Source organism: Clostridium vitabionis, from assembly GCF_015351765.1.
Classification (GTDB): domain Bacteria; phylum Bacillota; class Clostridia; order Lachnospirales; family Lachnospiraceae; genus Clostridium_R; species Clostridium_R vitabionis.
In genome coordinates, this window is the sequence record NZ_JADKQA010000001.1 from 245651 (window position 1) to 265321 (window position 19671).

The 19671-nt window shown below is 57.5% G+C and carries 18 protein-coding genes and 1 pseudogene; 17 read left to right on the forward strand and 2 right to left on the reverse strand.

The window, feature by feature from the left end; genetic code table 11:
• Positions 1 to 31: 31 nt before the first annotated feature.
• Together ISF27_RS01070 and ISF27_RS01075 are read left to right on the forward strand one after the other, a co-directional pair.
• Positions 32 to 862 (forward strand): FHA domain-containing protein, encoded by an 831-nt coding sequence (locus ISF27_RS01070; protein ID WP_194608317.1) that lies wholly within the window; start codon positions 32 to 34, stop codon positions 860 to 862.
• A 287-nt stretch (positions 863 to 1149) separates the two neighbouring features.
• Positions 1150 to 1497 carry a YerC/YecD family TrpR-related protein gene (locus ISF27_RS01075; RefSeq protein ID WP_194608319.1) on the forward strand — a complete coding sequence of 116 codons (348 nt, stop codon included), beginning with the start codon at positions 1150 to 1152 and terminating at the stop codon, positions 1495 to 1497.
• Positions 1498 to 1574: 77 nt separating this feature from the next.
• Here the strand turns inward: ISF27_RS01075 and ISF27_RS13190 are convergent, their stop codons facing one another.
• A complete protein-coding gene (locus tag ISF27_RS13190; protein ID WP_235985980.1) occupies positions 1575 to 1700 on the reverse strand; it encodes a transposase in 126 nt (41 codons plus the stop codon).
• Positions 1678 to 2010: pseudogene (gene tnpA / locus ISF27_RS13475) on the reverse strand (IS200/IS605 family transposase); the annotation flags it as partial. The pseudogene tnpA and the gene ISF27_RS13190, both read right to left, overlap by 23 nt.
• A gap of 53 nt (positions 2011 to 2063) precedes the next feature.
• Between tnpA and ISF27_RS01085 the strand changes: the two are divergent.
• The 15 genes from ISF27_RS01085 (at position 2064) to ISF27_RS01155 (ending at position 19670) form a co-directional block, all read left to right on the forward strand.
• Positions 2064 to 3203 carry an RNA-guided endonuclease TnpB family protein gene (locus ISF27_RS01085; protein WP_194608321.1) on the forward strand — a complete coding sequence of 380 codons (1140 nt, stop codon included), beginning with the start codon at positions 2064 to 2066 and terminating at the stop codon, positions 3201 to 3203.
• 298 nt (positions 3204 to 3501) lie between these two features.
• Positions 3502 to 5385, forward strand: coding sequence for an ATP-dependent zinc metalloprotease FtsH (ftsH, locus tag ISF27_RS01090; protein WP_194608323.1), 1884 nt, complete (start codon positions 3502 to 3504; stop codon positions 5383 to 5385).
• Between the two features lie 269 nt (positions 5386 to 5654).
• Positions 5655 to 6101 (forward strand): transcription antitermination factor NusB, encoded by a 447-nt coding sequence (gene nusB / locus ISF27_RS01095; RefSeq protein ID WP_194608326.1) that lies wholly within the window; start codon positions 5655 to 5657, stop codon positions 6099 to 6101.
• Between the two features lies 1 nt (position 6102).
• Complete coding sequence (gene xseA, locus ISF27_RS01100; RefSeq protein WP_194608328.1) at positions 6103 to 7503, forward strand: exodeoxyribonuclease VII large subunit; 1401 nt, start codon at positions 6103 to 6105, stop codon at positions 7501 to 7503.
• Positions 7496 to 7723 carry an exodeoxyribonuclease VII small subunit gene (gene xseB, locus ISF27_RS01105; RefSeq protein ID WP_194608330.1) on the forward strand — a complete coding sequence of 76 codons (228 nt, stop codon included), beginning with the start codon at positions 7496 to 7498 and terminating at the stop codon, positions 7721 to 7723. The genes xseA and xseB overlap by 8 nt, the downstream gene beginning before the upstream one ends.
• Positions 7723 to 8610 (forward strand): polyprenyl synthetase family protein, encoded by an 888-nt coding sequence (locus ISF27_RS01110; protein WP_407926032.1) that lies wholly within the window; start codon positions 7723 to 7725, stop codon positions 8608 to 8610. Before xseB ends, ISF27_RS01110 begins: the two co-directional genes overlap by 1 nt.
• Positions 8611 to 8620: 10 nt before the next feature.
• On the forward strand, positions 8621 to 10519 hold the full coding sequence (gene dxs / locus ISF27_RS01115) for a 1-deoxy-D-xylulose-5-phosphate synthase (protein ID WP_194608334.1): 1899 nt from the start codon (positions 8621 to 8623) through the stop codon (positions 10517 to 10519).
• Entirely contained in the window at positions 10516 to 11349 is an 834-nt protein-coding gene (locus ISF27_RS01120) for a TlyA family RNA methyltransferase (protein ID WP_194608336.1), read from the forward strand. The genes dxs and ISF27_RS01120 overlap by 4 nt, the downstream gene beginning before the upstream one ends.
• Before the next feature lie 77 nt (positions 11350 to 11426).
• On the forward strand, positions 11427 to 12305 hold the full coding sequence (locus ISF27_RS01125) for an NAD(+)/NADH kinase (RefSeq protein WP_194608338.1): 879 nt from the start codon (positions 11427 to 11429) through the stop codon (positions 12303 to 12305).
• 26 nt (positions 12306 to 12331) lie between these two features.
• Complete coding sequence (locus tag ISF27_RS01130) at positions 12332 to 12799, forward strand: arginine repressor (protein WP_194608340.1); 468 nt, start codon at positions 12332 to 12334, stop codon at positions 12797 to 12799.
• Positions 12793 to 14469: a DNA repair protein RecN gene (recN, locus tag ISF27_RS01135; RefSeq protein ID WP_194608341.1), complete on the forward strand. Its 1677-nt coding sequence runs from the start codon at positions 12793 to 12795 to the stop codon at positions 14467 to 14469. The genes ISF27_RS01130 and recN overlap by 7 nt, the downstream gene beginning before the upstream one ends.
• The gene (gene pdxR / locus ISF27_RS01140) at positions 14453 to 15766 is read left to right on the forward strand and encodes a MocR-like pyridoxine biosynthesis transcription factor PdxR (RefSeq protein WP_194608342.1); all 1314 of its coding nucleotides are present in this window, start codon (positions 14453 to 14455) and stop codon (positions 15764 to 15766) included. The genes recN and pdxR overlap by 17 nt, the downstream gene beginning before the upstream one ends.
• 56 nt (positions 15767 to 15822) lie before the next feature.
• Positions 15823 to 17733, forward strand: a complete 1911-nt coding sequence (locus ISF27_RS01145; protein WP_194608343.1) for an NAD(+) synthase — start codon at positions 15823 to 15825, stop codon at positions 17731 to 17733.
• A complete protein-coding gene (locus ISF27_RS01150; RefSeq protein WP_194608344.1) occupies positions 17730 to 18575 on the forward strand; it encodes a TrmH family RNA methyltransferase in 846 nt (281 codons plus the stop codon). Before ISF27_RS01145 ends, ISF27_RS01150 begins: the two co-directional genes overlap by 4 nt.
• A 69-nt stretch (positions 18576 to 18644) precedes the next feature.
• The gene (locus ISF27_RS01155) at positions 18645 to 19670 is read left to right on the forward strand and encodes an SPFH domain-containing protein (protein WP_194608345.1); all 1026 of its coding nucleotides are present in this window, start codon (positions 18645 to 18647) and stop codon (positions 19668 to 19670) included.
• The last annotated feature ends 1 nt before the right edge of the window (position 19671 follow it).

Here is a 19671-nt window from a genome sequence, read left to right on the forward strand (position 1 = left end):
AGCCAATGGAAGATGACAAGGAGATGAGATTATGGGTGCAATGGGCGAAGTATCTCGGAACAGTTCAGTGCGAATCGTCCTGGTCGATATTGATCATCCAGAACGCGGATTTGAGCGGATGATCCCTCCGGATATGATTATTGGAAGGATTCAGGATCAGGATGTCAATCTGAGCTTTTCCGATGAGCCAAGCGTTTCCAGGCGGCATTGCCGAATATTTTATGATAAGGCAGGCAATCATGGCCGTGGAGGGGTATATATTGAAGATCTGCACAGCACGAATCATACCTTTGTACAGGGTCGTGAAGTCCGGGAAAAGACAATGCTGAACAACAAGGATATTATTGTCCTGGGACAGCTCAGGCTTAGGATATTTATCGAAATCCAGGAATGTACTATGGCTGTGCCAGCCAGTATTCCGCAAGATGCAGGTGACTCTCGAGGAACTGAAGGGGAGGAATATGCTGCTGCTCCGTCTCCGGATTATTCGGAGAACGATTTTTATGAAGTCCAGGGGGCGGGGAGAAGCCATACGATGAGCCGCGGGCTTCGTATTGCGATATGGAGTATTGTATTTTACTTTCTTATGGATGGCATCGCACTCATTTTAAGCTTGGCCGAGTATCATCTCGGCCCGGACAATCTGATCATCCGCGCATTGTTTGTGCCCTGTGCGATTGCTGCAATTTGTGTATTAGTTATCGGTTGGCGGATGATTAATCGGATCCAGCCGGTTATGTTCCTCTGGATGCCAATGGTCGGCTGGATATTTTATTTTACTTTCAAGAGTGTCCTGGCGATACTTGTAGGAAGTTTTGTTGCCCCCTACAGATTGGCAGTAAAATGGGTGGATTCGCATTAACTGGGGCTGGCTGAAATCATTTTCTACGGATCTTCCGCAATCTTGGACAGTAATCTTGGACAGTGGTTTTCGTACCGCTGTCTTTTTTTCGCGTAAGTTATTCAGCGCCGGTACGGAAGATTTTCCCGGATAAGATGGAATCGCAACCATGCTCTGCGGTTGTGTTTCCGGCCAGGTATGGTATAATGGATAACACTTTAAACATTTACACTTTACACTTTTAAAACACAAATCGCTTCTGCCTGCGCCCTGAACGCGCGGAGCGATTTCGGAAAGAGGAGAGAATTATGCCGAGAAACCGGAGAAGAGAGCACAGCATGGCCTTGTACGAAGCGATCCTTGAGCTCAAGGACCTCGACCAGTGCAGGAGATTTTTTGAAGATCTCTGCGCGGCAACAGAGCTCGAAACCATGGAGCAGAGGTTCGATGTCGCGGAGCTGCTTCTGGATGACGAGGTGTACACAGAGATCGCGAAGAAAACCAGCGCGAGCAGCGCGACGATCAGCCGGGTGAACCGTATGCTGAATTTTGGCACGGGCTGCCTGCCGGAGGTGATCCGGGAGAGAAAAAAGAGGGAAGCCGGGACACCGGAAGCCGCGTCGCCGGACGGAAAAAATGACGGCGAAGTTTCATAAATTAAATCCTTTCGTTTGCCATAGGCGGAAACCCACTACCTTCAGGTGGTGGGAGGAGCCTTGTAAATCTTTAGCCATTAGCCCTGACTCTCAATATACTTTTTTATAGTCGCTGCCGATACTTCTCCAATACTGCAAGCAAAGTATCCGTCTGACCAAAGTATCCTTTTTCTTCCAATACTGTTTAGACAGAAACGAACCATACTTTTGCCATAGGTAATATGTTGTTTCTTGTTTTACAATCTTAACAATGTCGCAAACCCTATCAGTCGTATCATAACTTATCAAGAAATGTATGTGGTCTTTGTCTGTTTCCATAGCAATTATTTCGTAGCCCCGAGTATTGGCTATATCAAAAATCTTTTGTTTAACATCGTCAGAAATAGAACCTTTTAGTAGTTGCTTAAGATATTCAATGACAAGAACTATATGTACTTTTAGGCTGTATTTTCGTCTGTTGTGACGATTATCTCTATTGTCTATAGTTTTCCTCTGATAATTATTGACTTTCACTAATTGCCATTATATACTGTATTTAGTGAAATATCAATGAAAGGAGTACATCTATGGAACAGATGACCATAACAGCAAAAGTTCAAATAGTCGCCACTGATACAGATAAAGTTTTGCTTGATGAAACTATGTCTGTTTATCGTGATGCCTGTAATTATGTTTCAGACTATGTATTCCAGACTCATGATTTAAAGCAGTTTTCACTTAATAAGGCTTTGTATTCTACCTTGAGAGAAAAATTTGGTCTTAAATCTCAAATGGCTCAGTCCGTTTTGAAAACGGTCATTGCAAGATATAAAACTATTCTCGAAAATCAAAAGGAGTGGATACAGCCAGGCTTCAAGAAACCTCAGTATGATTTAGTTTGGAACAGAGACTATTCTTTATCGAAAAACTGTTTTTCTGTGAATACGCTTAATGGTCGTGTTAAACTGCCATATTTCACTGAAGGCATGTCTAAATATTTTGACCACACAATCTATAAGTTTGGTACAGCTAAGCTCACAAAAAAGCATGGCAAATATTATCTTCACATACCAGTCACTTTTGATGTTGAAGAAAGTAATATTTCTGACATCTGTAATGTTGTAGGCATTGACAGAGGTATTAACTTTGTTGTTGCAACCTACGACAGTAAGCACAAGTCTGGATTTGTAAGCGGGAAAGCTATCAAGCAGAGACGTGCTAGCTATTCCAAGCTTCGCAAAGAACTCCAAATGCGACAGACACCTTCAGCAAGAAGAAGACTGAAAGCTATTGGTCAGCGAGAAAACCGTTGGATGCAGGATGTGAACCATTGTGTATCAAAGGCACTCGTTGAATCTAACCCAAAGCATACTCTTTTCGTACTTGAAGATTTGACAGGTGTTCGTAATGCCACAGAACGTGTGAGAACAAAAAATCGCTATGTTTCTGTATCGTGGGCGTTTTATGACCTCAAACAAAAATTAATTTACAAGGCAAAACAGAATCAATCTTCTGTAATAAAGGTTGACCCTCGTTATACGAGTCAGTGCTGTCCTTTGTGTGGACATACTGAAAAGGCTAACCGTAACAAGAAGATACATTTGTTTACTTGCAAAAACTGTGGCTATAAATCAAACGATGACCGCATTGGAGCTATGAATCTGTATCGTATGGGAATAAGCTATCTTGCTGATAGTCAAGTACCTGATACAGTTGCAGCAGAGTAAACTTTGCTGCAAGGGGTGCTGTCAGCCACCCCATGATGTAACGCCACTTTAGATAGCAATATCTATTGAGGTTAAAGGTCGGAGACGCAAGTCGTTAGTACGACTGGGCAGTTACAAGCCCATGACCTTTAGGTCGTGGGTAGTTGACAAAGTTTATCTTTTTTTCAGCATTTCCAGGGGTGACAACAGGCTTTCCCTGTGCTATAAATAAGATTAGCAGCCGGACACAAAGGTGAGTAATATCGCCTGTGGCAGCATTTTCCAGTAAAGTATTCGTAGGAGAGATGGAGGATCATGCATGAATGAAATCAAACAGCCGGACAAACGGCCTCTCATCTACTACTATCTGATTGCGATCGTTGTTGTTCTTCTGCTTAACAGCCTTCTCGTCCCGATGTACGCGAAGCGCAGTGTCAAGGAAGTCGATTACGGCACTTTCATGACGATGACCGAAGATAATGAGATCAGCAAGGTAGAGATTGAGTCCAACAAGATTATCTTTGAGGATAAAAACAGCCAGGTTTACCAGACCGGCATCGTGAGCGACCCGGAGCTGACGGACCGCCTGCACGAACACAATGTCGAATTTTCCGGGCAGATCGTCGAGCAGACATCGCCGATCGTCAGCTTCCTGGTATCCTGGGTGCTCCCGATCGCGATTTTCTGGGCGCTCGGGCAGTACTTGTCGAAGCGGATGATGAAGAATCTCGGCGGGCCGGACGCCATGTCATTTGGCATGGGCAAGAGCAACGCGAGGGTTTACGTCAAGTCGTCCAACGGCATCCGGTTCTCCGATGTCGCCGGCGAGGATGAGGCGAAGGAGAACCTTCAGGAGATTGTCGATTACCTGCATGATCCCGGCAGGTACAAGGAAATCGGTGCAAGCATGCCGAAGGGCATCCTCCTGGTCGGCCCTCCGGGTACCGGCAAGACCATGCTGGCAAAGGCGGTTGCCGGCGAGGCAAATGTCCCATTCTTCAGCATGTCCGGTTCCGAGTTCGTTGAGATGTTCGTCGGCATGGGCGCGTCCAAGGTCCGTGACCTGTTCAAGCAGGCCAAGGAGAAGGCTCCCTGCATTGTCTTTATCGATGAGATCGATGCGATCGGCAAAAAGAGGGATGGTGGCAATTTCGGCGGGAACGACGAGCGTGAGCAGACACTGAACCAGCTGCTCACGGAGATGGACGGTTTCGAGGACAACAGCGGGGTGATTATCCTTGCCGCGACCAACCGTCCAGAGTCCCTGGATCCGGCGCTCACGCGCCCGGGCCGGTTTGACCGGAGGGTTCCGGTGGAGCTGCCCGATCTCAAAGGGCGTGAAGCAATCCTCAGGGTACACGCGAAGAAGATACGCGTGGCGGATAACGTCGATTACGCGAAAATCGCCCGCATGTCCTCCGGCGCATCCGGCGCCGAGCTGGCGAATATCGTCAACGAGGCTGCCCTCCGTGCCGTCCGCGACAACAGAAGGTGCGCGACGGAGCAGGATTTTGAGGAGAGCATTGAGGTTGTCATTGCCGGCTACCAGAAGAAGAACGCGATCCTGACCAACAAGGAGAAGCTGATTGTCGCTTATCATGAGATCGGCCACGCCCTCGTCGCTGCGAAGCAGACGAACTCCGCCCCGGTACAGAAGATTACAATCATCCCGCGCACATCCGGCGCGCTCGGCTACACCATGCAGGTGGAGGAGGGCAATCACTACCTGATGAGCAAGGTGGAGCTGGAGAATAAGATCGCTACGCTGACCGGCGGACGCGCGGCTGAGGAGGTTGTCTTCAACACTGTGACTACCGGTGCGAGCAACGATATCGAGCAGGCAACCAAACTTGCCCGGGCGATGATCACCCGTTACGGCATGTCGGATGACTTTGACATGGTCGCCATGGAAACGGTGACTAACCAGTATCTCGGCGGCGATGCCACGCTTGCCTGCTCTCCGGAGACCCAGAAAGATATCGATGCCAGGGTGGTCGAGCTCGTCCGGAGAGAGCACGAGAAGGCGAAGGAGATCCTGCGCCAGAACCGCCGCAAGATGGATGAGCTGGCCAAGTTCCTCTACGAGAAGGAGACCATCACCGGCGACGAGTTTATGGAGATTCTGCAGAAGCCTGGAGATATCTGGCAGGATGCACCGGAAGCCGGAGCTGCTGCCCAGGACAGCGCCAAGCCGGAGCAGTGAAATCGCCCAAAACAGGATAAAGCCAGAACAGTGAAATTGCTTGTAACACGATAAGGCTGGAACCGGATTCCGGCATATCCGCGGAGCCGCGGCTTCCCGTTTCTTGCGGGGGCGCGGCTCCGTGTTCTCTTTTACAGGGTGGGGATTATTTCCGGCGCAGGTGCCGCGATGGCGCATTTTCTTGCGCAGTGTAATTTCTTGGTCTATAATGAATTGATAAGTAATCGTTACAGGAAAGTAAGTGCTGCCGCGAGACGGGAGAATGGAAGATGACTAGACGAGAATTGAGGGAACATTGCTTTAAGCTGCTGTTCTGCACCGCGTTTTATCCGGAGGAGGAGAGGGCGGAGCAGATTGAGCAGTATTTTGCCGAGCCTGCCGAGAAAGACTACAATGAGGAAACCATGCAGGAGGAAACGGTTCATGATCCCGCCATGGATGTCTATGACGGCGGATACGTCCGCGCCAAGGTGGAGAAAATCCTCGAAAAGATTCCCGAGCTTGACGCGGAGATTGACAAGGTCGCCAAGGGCTGGACGACCAGCCGGATGGGCCGGGAGGAGCTGACAATTCTCCGGCTGGCGCTCTATGAGATGCGCTGCGAGGACGATGTTCCGGATAAGGTGGCCATCAATGAGGCTGTGGAGCTGGCGAAGAAGTTCGGCGGGAGGGATTCCGCCCCGTTTGTGAACGGCATTCTGGCCAAGCTGGTGTGACATGGCGGGCAGGGTGAATGTCTACTCCGTATCGCAGGTCAGCGCCTACATCAAAAATATGTTCGCCCAGGACTATGCCCTGAACCGTATATCCGTGAAGGGAGAAATCTCCAATCTCAAATATCACAGTTCAGGACATATTTATTTTACGCTGAAAGACCGGGGCGCCCAGATCTCCTGTGTCATGTTTGCCAGCTGGAGGGCGGGGCTCGGCTTCCGCATGGAGGACGGGCAGCAGGTTGTCGCCTCAGGAAGTGTGGAAGTTTATGAAAAATACGGCGGCTATCAGCTCTATGCTCGTTCCATCGAACTTGCCGGCGCCGGAGATCTTTATGCGAAATACGAGAAGCTGAAAAGAGATCTCGAGGCGGAGGGGCTCTTTGACCGGGCACACAAGAAACCGATTCCCCGGTACGCGAGAACCGTCGGTATCGTGACCGCGGACACCGGCGCGGCGATCCACGACATCATGCGGATTGCCTCCCGGCGGAATCCTTATGTCCAGCTGATTCTCTGCCCCGCCAAGGTACAGGGGGAGGGGGCAGCGGAAAGCATCGTCCGGGGGATCCGGCGGCTGGATGCCATGGGGCTTGATATCCTCATTGTCGGGCGGGGCGGCGGGTCCTTCGAGGATCTGTTCTGCTTCAGCGAGGAGGCGGTTGTCCGGGCGGTCTATGCGGCAAAAACGCCGATCATCTCGGCGGTAGGGCATGACGTCGATTATCCGATCTCGGATTTTGCGGCGGATCTCCGGGCGGCGACGCCGTCGGACGCCGCCGAGCTGGCCGTCTATGACGTGAATCTCCTGGAATCGCAGATCGCGGGCGCGGGGGAACGGCTCAACCTGGCTATCGACGGGGTTCTCAAGGCAAAGCGGCACGCGCTCCGGCAGTACGCGCTGGCACTTCACGGACACAGCCCGGCGCGGGAACTCAATTCCCGCCGGCAGCGCCTCGCGGATCTCGCAGACCGGATGGAGGCGGGGCTTTACCGGAAGATTTCCGGGAAGAAGGATCTTCTCGGTCAGCGCCGGGCGGCGCTTTCGCGCGGAATCCGGATGCTTTTCAAGGAGCGGCGCCAGCGCCTCGCGGTGCTTGCGGGGAAACTGGACGGGCGCTCTCCCTTGAAGAAGGTCAGCGGCGGTTTCGGCTTTGTGACCGATGACCGCGGACAGGGGCTGACCAGCATCTTTGATGCCCTGCCGGGAGAGCCGGTCCATATCCGGATCAGCGACGGCAGGATCGATGCGCGGGTTACCGGCACCGAGCCGGACGGCACCGCGGAGAGCGCGGCGGGCGCCGGGAAGCGTGGCACCGCGGAGAGCGCGGCGGGCGCCGGGAAGCGTGGCATTACGGGAATTCCGGCGGGCGCCGGGAAGGACAGGGAGGAAGATCATGAGTGAGGAAAAAAAGAGCGGGGAAGACCTGGGCACACTGTCTATCGAAGAAATGTTCCAGCGCATCGAGGCCATCGTCGGGGAGATGGACGACAGCAGCCTTCCACTTGAGAAGGCATTTTCCGACTATGCCGTGGGCATGAAGCTCGTGAAGGAAGCCGGTGAGCGTATCGACCACGTGGAGAAGCAGATCCGCGTTCTCGCGGGGGAAGATGAGGAAGCGTGATGGAGAAACGGATGTCGTTTGAGATAATGCGCGAGGAGGTGGACGGGATCGTCTGCCATTACCTTCCGGAGGAGGACGGCGCCCAGAAGACGGTGCTCAGGGCGATGAATTACAGCATCCAGGCGGGAGGAAAGCGGCTGCGCCCGATGATGATGCGGGAGGTGTACCGCCTGTTCGGCGGAGCTGGGCAGGAGATCGAGCCGTTCATGGCGGCCATCGAGATGATCCACACCTCCTCCCTGATTCATGACGACCTTCCGTGCATGGATAATGACCGGTATCGGAGAGGGAAGCTGACCGCGTGGGCGGTTTATGGCGAGGATATGGGAACACTCGCCGGCGATGGGCTGATGATCTACGCCTTTGAGACGGCGGCGAAGGCGCTGCCGATGACGGACAGCCCGGAGAAGGTTCTGCGCTGCATGGAGATTCTCGCCCGGAAGACCGGGGTCTACGGCATGATCGGCGGCCAGACCGCGGACGTCGAGCTGACCGGGAAGAAGATCCCGATGGATACGCTGTCATTCATCTACCGGCTGAAAACCGGCGCGCTTCTCGAGGCATCGATGATGATCGGTGCCGTGATGGCCGGGGCATCCGAGGAAAATGTGCGAAAGGTGGAACAGATGGCCGGGGATGTCGGCCTCGCGTTCCAGATCGAGGATGATATCCTGGATATGACCGGGACGACGGAGGAGATCGGTAAGCCCTCGGGCAGCGACGAGCGGAATGAGAAGACCACCTGGGTGACGGAGAAGGGGCTTACCGCTTCCTACGCAGAGGCGGAGGCGCTCTCTGCCGAGGCCTTGGCCATTCTCCGGGAACTCCCGGGGAGCAATCCCTTCCTGGAGGAATTGATCCGGAAGCTGGTGAACAGGAAAAAGTGAGGCGGGAATCTTGATTCTAGACAATATCCACGGACCCGAAGACGTAAAGCGGCTGAATTATCGCCAGCTGGACCGGCTGGCGGCGGAGATCCGGACTTTCCTGATCGAAACCATCAGCCACACCGGCGGCCATCTGGCCTCCAATCTCGGTGTGGTGGAGCTGACGATCGCCCTGTTCCGGGCATTTGACCTGCCCGCGGACAAAATCATCTGGGATGTGGGGCACCAGTCCTATACACACAAGATTCTCAGCGGGCGGAAGGACGCATTTTCCAATCTGCGCCAGTTCCATGGCATGAGCGGCTTTCCGAAGCGCTGCGAGAGCGAATTTGACGCTTTTGATACCGGGCACAGCTCAACCTCCATCTCGGCGGGGCTCGGCATCGCCCAGGCGCGGGATATCCTGGGGGAGAGCTACCGGGTGATCTCCGTCATCGGCGACGGCGCCCTGACCGGCGGCATGGCCTACGAGGCACTGAACAATGCGGGGCGGATGAAGACAAATTTTATCATTGTCCTGAATGACAACCACATGTCCATCGCGGAAAATGTGGGCGGCATGTCCCGCTATCTCAACAGCCTCCGGACCGATGAAGGGTATAACGAATTTAAGAAGAAGGTCAGCAGCTCGCTTTCGAGCATACCTGTCGTCGGCGATCATGTGGTAAACACCCTGATGCGCACGAAAAACAGCATCAAATCGCTGTTTGTGCCGGGCATGCTGTTCGAGGATATGGGCATCACCTACCTCGGCCCTGTGGACGGGCACAATGTGGAGCAGCTGGTCCGCACCTTCCGCGAGGCGAAAAAGGTGCGGCACGCGGTGATCGTCCATGTGGTGACCAAAAAGGGCAGGGGATATGAGCCGGCGGAGGAGAACCCGACCCGTTTCCACGGCATCGGCCCGTTCGACATCAAGACGGGAAAGGAGCTTAACCCGAATCCGGCGCCGACCTACACAGACGTATTCTCACGGGAGATCTGCCGCCTTGCGGAGAAGGACCGGCGGATCGTCGCCCTGACCGCGGCTATGCCGGACGGAACCGGCCTCCGGGAATTTTCCCGAAGGTTCCCGGACCGCTTTTTTGACGTGGGGATCGCCGAACAGCACGCGGTGACGAGCGCCGCGGGCATGGCGGCGGCAGGCCTCAAGCCGGTGGTCTGCGTCTACTCCTCGTTCCTGCAGCGGGGATACGACCAGATTGTCCATGATGTCTGTCTCCAGAACCTCCCGGTGGTCTTCTGCGTCGACCGCGCGGGCATCGTGGGGGCGGACGGGGAGACCCACCAGGGGATTTTTGACCTATCCTATCTCTCCATGATCCCCAATATGACGGTGATGGCGCCGAAGAACCTGTGGGAGCTGCAGGATATGCTGCGGTTTGCCTTCGCCCTGGAAAAGCCCTGCGCGATCCGCTACCCGAGAGGCGCCGCCTATCAGGGGCTGGGAACCTCAGCAGCGGCGATTGTCCACGGGAAGAGCGAGATTCTCGGGAAAGAGGAGAGCGGGACGGCGCTTCTTGCCCTGGGAAGCATGGTCAGCTGCGCCGAGCATATCCAGCGGAAGCTCCGTGACCGCGGGTTCCCGTCGACGCTGGTCAATGCCCGCTTCGCGAAGCCGGTGGATACGGAGGTGATCGACCGCCTCACCGCATCTCACCGGAATATCGTTACGTTGGAGGAAAATGTCGCCCGCGGGGGATACGGGGAGAGGATCACCGACTATGTGCAGAAACATTTTCCCGAGATCCGGGTGGTCAACATCGCCCTGCCGGACGCATATATTGAACATGGCAATGTCTCCCTGCTCCGCGAAAAGCTCGGCATCGACAGCGATTCCATCCTCCGGCGGCTTGATCGGGAGATTTTCGACGGAAAACTGGGGACGGAGAAGGAGGAGGTCCGATGAAGGAGAGGCTTGATGTGCTCCTGGTCAGCCGGGGGCTTGCGGAATCCCGGGAAAAGGCAAAGATCATCATCATGTCCGGGATTGTCTACGTGAACAACCAGAAGGAGGATAAAGCCGGCAGCATGTTCCCGGCGGACGCCCCCATCGAGGTTCGGGGCGAGAAACTCCGGTATGTGAGCCGCGGCGGGCTGAAGCTGGAGAAGGCGATGCAGGTCTTCCCCATATCCCTTGACGGCGCGGTCTGCATGGACGTCGGCGCGAGCACCGGCGGATTTACGGACTGTATGCTGCAGAACGGGGCGGAAAAAGTGTATTCCATCGACGTCGGGCACGGGCAGCTCGCCTGGAAGCTGAGAAATGATCCCCGGGTGGTCTGCATGGAAAAGACGAATATCCGGTTTGTGAAGCCGGAGGACATCGGGGAGGCGGTGGATTTCTCCTCGATCGATGTGTCGTTCATTTCCCTGACGCTTGTCCTCCCGGTGGTCTTCTCCATCCTCCGTGCCGGCGGGGAAGTGACCGCGCTGATTAAGCCGCAGTTTGAGGCAGGCAGGGAGAAAGTTGGGAAGAAGGGCGTCGTCCGCGATCCGGAGGTGCACTGCGAGGTGATCAGAAAAATCTGGGATTTCGCCGCCGGAGCCGGCTTTATCCCGAAGGGGCTTGATTTCTCGCCGATCCGCGGCCCGGAAGGCAATATCGAGTATCTCCTGTATCTCGGAAAGCCGGCCGGTGCTCCTGTCCCGGCCATGGCACCGCCGGAGGATATGGCGGATGAGGAGGAGAAGATCCGCTCGACGGTCGCGGCGGCACACGCCGCGCTTGACCGCTGACCGGGGAAGATCGGAGCAGGGCAGGCAGAGCGCAGGGAAGACAGCAGGAGAGAGGACGGCAGGGAAGAACACAGGCGATGAAGCATTTTTATCTGATCACAAACACGAGCAAGAAGGATATTGAGCCGGTGGCCCGGGAGATCGTCCGCTATCTGGAGAAGCGGGGCTGCACCTGCAAGCGGCGCAGCGGCGACCTTCTTCCTCTCACGGAGGATATGCCGGAGGATGTGAAGAAGAACGGCCATTACACGGACATCGCGGACGTGCCGGAGGATACCGAGTGCGCGATTGTTCTCGGCGGCGACGGGACGATGCTCCAGGCGGCGCGGGATCTCGCCTGCCGGAACATCCCGCTGTTCGGCATTAACCGCGGCCATCTGGGGTATCTCTCCCAGGTCAGCCGGCAGGAGGACATTGCTCCTGCGCTGGAGCGGCTGCTGGTGGGAAAATTCCGGATCAACCGGCGGATGATGCTGGTGGGCCGGATCATCTGCGACGGAAAGATCTACGCCGAGGACATCGCGCTCAATGACGTGATTCTCAACCGGTTCGGCATGGATGCCCTGCATTTTGATGTCTACGTCAATGACGAATTCTCCGCGCGGTACGACGCGGACGGCATCATCGTCTGCACGCCGACCGGATCCACTGCCTACAACCTGTCGGCGGGCGGCCCGATCGTGGAGCCGGGATCGAACATGATTATCCTGACCCCGATCTGCGCCCACAGCCTCGGGGCGAGAAGCATTGTCCTCTCGCCGGACAGCAGAGTTTCCATCCGGCTCAGGCCGGAGTACCGATTCCGCCAGTGCGTCAGCTTTGACGGCGGCGTGGCCGTCAAGATGAACCCGAAGGACCGGGTCGATGTGGAGCGCTCATTGCTCACCGCCCCGCTGGTGGAACTGGATGAGATCCCGTTTCTCGAGAGAATCCGCCGGAAAATCGGACATATCTGAACATCGGGCGGAGGAAGGACCAGGAGATGAATAAACTTGATCGTCACAGCAAGATTGTGGAGCTGGTCAGCAAGTATGAGATTCATACGCAGGAGGAACTGGCCGCGTGCCTGAACCGGGAAGGCTGCCCGGTGACCCAGGCGACGGTGTCCAGGGACATCCGGGAGCTCGGGCTTACCAAGGTGCCTGCCGGAAAGGGCGGGTCAAAATACACGGTTCTTCACGCGGAACGGCCGGCGGATGATAAATATATCCGCATTCTTCACGACAGTTTTCTCTCCATGGATATGGCGCAGAACATCCTGGTGATCAAGACGGTCTCGGGAATGGCCATGGCGGCAGCCGCGGCCATGGACTCCCTGCATTTCCCGGAGGTTGTCGGCTGCATTGCCGGCGACGATACCGTCATGTGCGCGATCCGGTCGGCGGATGACACGATCGTGCTCATGGGCAAGCTCCGGAGGCTGATCTCCGGCGGGGAGGCATCATGCTGAAGCATTTACTGGTAAAAAATCTGGCACTGATCGACCAGGCGGAGATCGAGTTCGGCCCGGGCTTAAATATCCTGACCGGGGAGACAGGCGCCGGCAAGTCCGTGCTCATCGGCTCGGTGAACGCGGCGCTCGGCGGGCGGGTCACGAAGGAGATGATCCGGTCCGGCGCGGAGTCGGCCTATATCGAGCTCGTCTTCACGGTGGAGACGGAGAAGTTGAAAAATGCGCTGGCGGCCCTCGATGTGGAGCCGGATGAGTACGGAACGGTGGTCATCACCAGGAAGATCACCGAGCGGCGGAGCGTCAGCCGGATCAATGATGAGGCCGTCTCTGCCCAGCGGATGAAGGCGGTGACCGGGCTTCTGATTGATATCCACGGGCAGCATGAGCACCAGTCGCTGCTCATCAGGAGCCGCCACCTGGCTATTCTGGACGAGTACGGCGCAAAACGGACCAGCAGCCTCCGGAAAGAGGTTGCTGCAAGTTTCCGCCGTTATCAGGAACTGAAAAAGAAGATGGAGAGCTTCAGCGCGGACGAGGACCAGCGCACCCGTGAGGCGGATTTCCTGAATTTCGAGGTGAACGAGATCGAGGAGGCAGGACTTTCGGACGGCGAGGAGGAGGAGCTGGAGAAGCGCTACCGCCGTTTCAGCAACGCGAGGAATATTCTCGCGAGCCTGATGCAGGCAAAAAAGCTTCTGGAGGGAAGCGGCCTCTCCGGTATCGTCCCGGCGGTCGACGAGGCCTACCGCTACGATGAGGAACTGAAGGATCTCCACGACATGGCCTACGACCTGGATTCGCTCTCCTCCGACCTCATGCGGGCGCTGGACGAGCGGCTGGATGGGGATGACTTCGACGAGGAGGCGTTCCGGGAGACGGAGGAGAGGCTTGACCAGATCCGCCATCTGGAGCAGAAATACGGGAAGACAATCCCGGAGGTGCTGGAAGGCCTGAAAGAGAGAAAGCAGCGCCTTGACGAGCTGGCCAATTTTGACCTCCGCAGGGAGGAGACGGAGAGGGCGCTTGTCGGGGAGGAGGGACACCTCCGCAAGCTCTCGGAGGCGCTCAGCGCGGCGCGCCGGGAGACGGCAAAGGAGCTCACGGCGAAGATCAGTGGCAAACTTGCGGACCTGAATTTCCTGGACACCAGGTTTACCATGGAGTTCCGGCGCCTGGGGGACTACACGGCGAACGGCTTCGACGACCCGGAGTTTGTGATCTCCTCAAACCCCGGCGAGCCGCTCAGGCCGCTCGGGCAGGCCGCTTCCGGCGGTGAGCTCTCCCGGATCATGCTGGCGATCAAGACGGTCCTCGCCGAGACGGACGATATCCCTACCCTGATCTTTGACGAGATCGACACCGGGATCAGCGGAAGAACCGCACAGAAAGTGTCGGAGCAGCTGGGAATCATCTCCCGGAAGCACCAGGTCATCTGCATCACCCACCTTCCGCAGATCGCGGCGATGGCTGACCGCCATTTTGAGATCCGAAAGGAGATCGCCGGCGGCCGGACGGTTACGAGGATCCGCGGGCTCTCCCATGAAGAGATGAGCATAGAGCTGGCAAGACTTCTCGGCGGTGCTGAGATTACACCGGCGGTCCTCCAGAATGCGAGGGAGATGAAGGCTCTCGCCGACCGGGAGAAGGAAAATGGCAGAACAGGATAAAAAATATCTGAAGGTCTATGACTACTACCGCAACGTGATCCGCTCCGGGAGCCTTGCGCCCGGCGCCCGGCTTCCGTCGATCCGGCGGCGGGCCGCCGAGCTCGGCTATTCCCGGACAACCGTGGAGCAGGCGTACATGATGCTGGCCGCGGATGGCTATATTATCTCAAAGCCGCAGAGCGGCTTTTATGTTACGGATTTCCTGTCCCACCGGAGCGGAGAGAAGGGCGGCACAAGGCCAAGGGAGCGCCGCAGGGAAGCGATCCGCTATGATTTCGCCTCTGCCGGCATGGATCCGGGCATTTTCCGCTTTGATGTCTGGCGGCGCTATATGCGGAACGCGCTCCGGCAGGATGAGCGGCTCCTGACCTACGGCGATTCCCAGGGCGAGCCGGATCTCCGCGAGGCGCTGGCCGGTTATCTGGGAAAGAACCGCGGTGTCCTCTGCCGCCCGGACAGCATCGTCGTCGGCGCAGGCACCCAGAACCTGCTCCAGCTTCTCTGTCCGATGATCCGGGACAGGAAGCAGGTGTACTTCCGCGGCGCGGTATTCCGCCAGGGCGGCCGCATTTTCCAGGATTTTGACATCCCGGTGCTCCCCGGCGGCGGGGAGCCGGAGCCGGGGAGCATCGCCTACATCGCGCCTTCCCGGATGACTGCCTGGGGGGATGTCCTCCCTGTCCGGGACCGGGTGAAGCTGATCCGCGCCGCGGAGGAGAAGGACGTCCTGATCCTGGAGGACGATTACGACAGCGAATTCTGCTATTACAGCAGGCCGGTGCCGTCGATCCAGGGGCTCGACGAGGCGGGCAATACCGTGTATCTCGGGACATTTTCCCGGATGCTGCTCCCGTCCATCCGCCTGAGCTTTATGGTGCTCCCGGAAAAACTCCTGGACAAGTATCGGGAGGTGGGGACATTCTACAACCAGACCGCCTCCAAGGCCGAGCAGATCGCGCTCTGCCAGTTTATCCGGGACGGCAATCTGGAGAGCCAGATCCGAAAGACGAAGAAGGTCTGCGTGGCCAAGCAGGAGGCGCTGATCGCCGCCATCCGGGACGTTTTCGGGGACACGGTGGCCATCCACCGCGCGGAATCCGGATTTTTGACCGGTGTGGATTTCGGGCCGGGCGCGGACGCGGCGATGATCTGCCGGAGGGCGGCGGAGCAGGGGATCGCGGTGCGCCCGGGTGAAGGGGGAACTGTGCTGTTCTCCTTTGCCGCGATGGAGAGCGGAAAATTTCCGGAGGGAATTGCTGCCCTGCGGGCTGCGATTTTGCGGGATGGTGTACAATAAAGGAGAAGCCGGCGCTGTCCGGCATCAATTGATCATCAGACGGTGAGGAGACGAACATGAGAGATGGATTTGTCCGTGTCGCGGCGGTGACGCCGGACGTCCGGGTGGCGGATGTCCCGTACAACTGCGAGCAGATCATGGCCGGGATTGACCGGGCGGCGGAGAGGGGCGCAAAGATCGCCGTCTTTCCGGAGCTCTGTGTGACGGCCTATACCTGTGGCGAGCTGTTCAACCAGCGATCCCTTCTGGATGCCGCGCTGGACGGGCTCAAGGCTATAGCCGCGCATACGCGGGGGACGGATCTGCTGGCCTTTATCGGTGTTCCGGTGATGTACAGCGGAAAGCTGTTCAACTGTGCGGCGGCAGTCCAGGACGGCCGGGTTCTCGGCTTTATCCCAAAAAAGTGGCTGCCCAATTACAGCGAATTCTATGAAATGCGTTATTTCACGCGGGGTTTCGGAAAACCGGTGACGGTCTCCTTCGACGGATATGCAGTGCCGATGGGCTCGCACCTTCTCTTTGCCTGCGAGAATCAGCCGAACCTGATTGTGGGCGCCGAGATCTGTGAGGATCTCTGGGTGCTGGATCCGCCCAGCATCTCCCACGCCGAGGCGGGAGCGACGGTGATCGTCAACTGCTCCGCGAGCGATGAGGTGACCGGGAAGGCGGATTACCGGCGGACGCTGGTCGAGGGGCAGTCGGCGCGGCTCCTCGCCGCCTATGTCTACGCCAATGCCGGCATCGGGGAGTCCACCCAGGACCTGGTCTTCGGCGGCCACAACCTGATCGCCGAGAACGGGAATCTCCTCGCGGAATCCGGGCGGTTTCAGAACGGGATGATCACGGCCGACGTGGATCTCGAGCGCCTGGAGGGCGAGCGGAGAAGAATGACGACCTACCGGGAGAAGGGGAGAGACCGCTATCTCTTCGTGCCATTTACCCTCAGGGAAACCGGGGAGCCGCTGGAGAGAGTGATCGATCCCGCGCCTTTTGTCCCCTCAGTGCAGGCTGACCGGGAGAAGCGGTGCGAGGAAATCCTGTCGATCCAGACCATGGGGCTCAGGAAGCGTCTCCTGCACACCTGCTGCCAGCACGCGGTCGTGGGGATTTCCGGCGGCCTGGATTCCACGCTCGCCCTGATTGTCACTGCCCGTGCCTTTGACGCGGCGGGCATTCCCCGGAAGAACATCATCTCCGTCACGATGCCGGGCTTTGGCACGACAGACCGGACCTATACGAACGCCTGTGAGCTGACGAGGCGCCTCGGCGCAGAGCTCCGGGAGATCCCGATCCGGGATGCCGTGACGGTGCATTTCCGGGATATCGGCCAGAGCATGGAAACCCACGATGTGACGTATGAGAACGGCCAGGCGAGGGAGCGCACGCAGATCCTGATGGATGTGGCCAATAAGGAAAATGGCCTGGTCATCGGGACGGGCGATATGTCTGAGCTCGCGCTCGGCTGGGCGACCTACAACGGCGACCATATGTCCATGTACGGCGTTAACGCCGGGGTACCCAAGACGCTGGTGCGCCATCTGGTCCGCTATTATGCGGACACCTGCGGGGATCCGGCTCTCTCGGCCGTCCTTCTCGATGTCCTGGATACGCCGGTGAGCCCGGAGCTTCTCCCGCCGGAGGACGGAAAGATTTCCCAGAAGACGGAGGATCTGGTGGGGCCGTATGAGCTTCACGATTTCTTTCTCTACTATGTGCTCCGCGCCGGCTTCCGGCCCGGGAAGATCTACCGCTTGGCGAAGGCCGCCTTCCGGGGAAAATATGAGGACGCGGTGATCTTGAAGTGGCTGAAAACCTTTTACCGCCGGTTCTTCTCCCAGCAGTTCAAGAGATCCTGCCTTCCGGACGGGCCGAAGGTGGGTTCGGCTGCCGTCTCGCCGCGCGGCGATCTCCGGATGCCGAGCGATGCCTGCGTGAGGATATGGCAGGAGGAGCTGGAAAAACTATGATTACAAGTACCCAGAACAGCAGGGTGAAGGCGGTGCTCGCCCTGCGCGGGAAAGCCCGGGAGAGAAAAAAGCAGGGGCTGTTCATCGTCGAGGGGCCGCGGATGTTCGCCGAGCTCCCTCCGGAGGACTTGCGGGAGGTTTATGTTTCCTCGGAGTACATGCGCCAGCATGAAGCGGAGGCGGAACAGCTGCTCCGGGGAAAAATGTATGAGGAAGTGTCCGGCGAGGTATTTCGCGCTATGTCCGATACCCAGAATCCGCAGGGAATCCTCGCTGTCGCCAGGCAAAAGGCCTGGACACTGGCGGATGTGCTTGGGAAAAGCGGCGGGCGGGAAGCCGAACGTCCGGGTGCCCGGGGCGGGATGATCCACCGTCCCCCGCTGCTGGTGATCCTGGAAACACTGCAGGATCCGGGGAACCTGGGCACGATTCTCCGCGCCGGCGAGGGAGCCGGGGTCACCGGGGTCATCATGAATGAGGAGAGCGCGGATATCTATAACCCGAAGGTGATCCGCTCCACGATGGGCGCCATTTTCCGGGTTCCCTTTCTGGTCACGCCGGATCTTCGGGAAACCATCCGGGAGATCCGGGAGATGGGCATTCGCGTTTATGCCGCCCATCTCCATGGCACAGCTGCCTATGAGGAGATGGATTACCGGGAGCCGTCCGGTTTTTTGATCGGCAATGAAGCTGCCGGCCTCACGGAGGAGACCGCTGCCCTTGCGGATGCGCGGGTGATCATCCCGATGGCAGGCAGGGTAGAATCCCTGAATGCGGCGATCGCCGCGTCGGTGCTCCTCTTTGAGGCGGCACGGCAGAGGAGGGACAGGAAGGACGGCTGAATTTTTGCCGGAAATGAACGGAGATATGACAATCGAAACCGCGTCTGATTGACAAAGGAGGACAACCCTATGATTCTCGTGCTGGCTCTCTTGATTATTGCAATTTACCTGGTGATCACCAATGTCCGCATCGTGCCACAGGCACAGGCCTACGTGGTTGAGTACCTCGGGCAGTACAAGGCGACCTGGGTCGCCGGCCTTCACCTGAAAATCCCGTTCCTCGAGAAAATCGTCAAGAAAGTCTCCCTGAAGGAGCAGGTTCTGGATTTCCCGCCGCAGCCCGTCATCACGAAGGATAACGTCACCATGATGGTGGACAGCGTCACCTACTGCCGCTGCTTTGATCCCCGCCTCTACACCTACGGGGTGGAAAATCCGATCATTGGCCTGCAGAATCTCTCGGCGACGACGCTGAGAAATATTATTGGCGATATGGAGCTGGACCAGACGCTGACCAGCCGCGACGCGATCAACGCGAAGATGCAGGCGATCCTGGATGAGGCGACCGATGCGTGGGGCATCAAGGTGACCCGCGTGGAGATCAAGAATATCAAGCCGCCGAAGGAAATCGAGGAGGTCATGACGAAGCAGATGCGCGCGGAGCGCGAGCGCCGTCAGACCGTCCTGGAAGCGCAGGCGCACCAGGAGGCTGTGGTCTCCCGCGCCGAGGGCGACAAGAAGGCGAAGATCCTTGCCGCCGAGGCGGAGAGGGATGCCCAGATCGCGATGGCGGAAGGCCGCGCCCAGTCGATCCGCCTGGTCTATGAGGCAGAGGCGGACGGTATCCGGAAGCTGAATGAAGCCAATGCTTCCGAGTCGGTGCTGCGCCTCAAGGGGATCCAGGCGCTGAAGGATGTGGCGGACGGCAGGGCGACGAAGATCTATATGCCCACCGATGTCGCCGGCATCGTCGGCACGCTCGGCGTCGCCGGGGAGGCGCTGGGGATCGGCGACGCGACACCGGTGGATAAGGCCGCAAGGCCGGAAAAAGCGCCGGCACCGGATCCCTGCATCGATGACGAGACCGGCGAGGGCGGCCGGGAGGCGGCGGAGACGACAGCCCGGATCAATGCGGGGCTTAGCGGGCGCAAATAAG

Bases quoted from the DNA above. Each gene is read 5' to 3' on its own strand.
- ISF27_RS01070 (WP_194608317.1), top strand. From the start codon at position 32: ATGGGTGCAATGGGCGAAGTATCTCGGAACAGTTCAGTGCGAATCGTC.
- ISF27_RS01075 (WP_194608319.1), top strand. From the start codon at position 1,150: ATGCCGAGAAACCGGAGAAGAGAGCACAGCATGGCCTTGTACGAAGCG.
- ISF27_RS13190 (WP_235985980.1), bottom strand. From the start codon at position 1,700: ATGGTTCGTTTCTGTCTAAACAGTATTGGAAGAAAAAGGATACTTTGG.
- ISF27_RS01085 (WP_194608321.1), top strand. From the start codon at position 2,064: ATGGAACAGATGACCATAACAGCAAAAGTTCAAATAGTCGCCACTGAT.
- ftsH (WP_194608323.1), top strand. From the start codon at position 3,502: ATGAATGAAATCAAACAGCCGGACAAACGGCCTCTCATCTACTACTAT.
- nusB (WP_194608326.1), top strand. From the start codon at position 5,655: ATGACTAGACGAGAATTGAGGGAACATTGCTTTAAGCTGCTGTTCTGC.
- xseA (WP_194608328.1), top strand. From the start codon at position 6,103: ATGGCGGGCAGGGTGAATGTCTACTCCGTATCGCAGGTCAGCGCCTAC.
- xseB (WP_194608330.1), top strand. From the start codon at position 7,496: ATGAGTGAGGAAAAAAAGAGCGGGGAAGACCTGGGCACACTGTCTATC.
- ISF27_RS01110 (WP_407926032.1), top strand. From the start codon at position 7,723: ATGGAGAAACGGATGTCGTTTGAGATAATGCGCGAGGAGGTGGACGGG.
- ISF27_RS01120 (WP_194608336.1), top strand. From the start codon at position 10,516: ATGAAGGAGAGGCTTGATGTGCTCCTGGTCAGCCGGGGGCTTGCGGAA.
- ISF27_RS01125 (WP_194608338.1), top strand. From the start codon at position 11,427: ATGAAGCATTTTTATCTGATCACAAACACGAGCAAGAAGGATATTGAG.
- ISF27_RS01130 (WP_194608340.1), top strand. From the start codon at position 12,332: ATGAATAAACTTGATCGTCACAGCAAGATTGTGGAGCTGGTCAGCAAG.
- recN (WP_194608341.1), top strand. From the start codon at position 12,793: ATGCTGAAGCATTTACTGGTAAAAAATCTGGCACTGATCGACCAGGCG.
- pdxR (WP_194608342.1), top strand. From the start codon at position 14,453: ATGGCAGAACAGGATAAAAAATATCTGAAGGTCTATGACTACTACCGC.
- ISF27_RS01145 (WP_194608343.1), top strand. From the start codon at position 15,823: ATGAGAGATGGATTTGTCCGTGTCGCGGCGGTGACGCCGGACGTCCGG.
- ISF27_RS01150 (WP_194608344.1), top strand. From the start codon at position 17,730: ATGATTACAAGTACCCAGAACAGCAGGGTGAAGGCGGTGCTCGCCCTG.
- ISF27_RS01155 (WP_194608345.1), top strand. From the start codon at position 18,645: ATGATTCTCGTGCTGGCTCTCTTGATTATTGCAATTTACCTGGTGATC.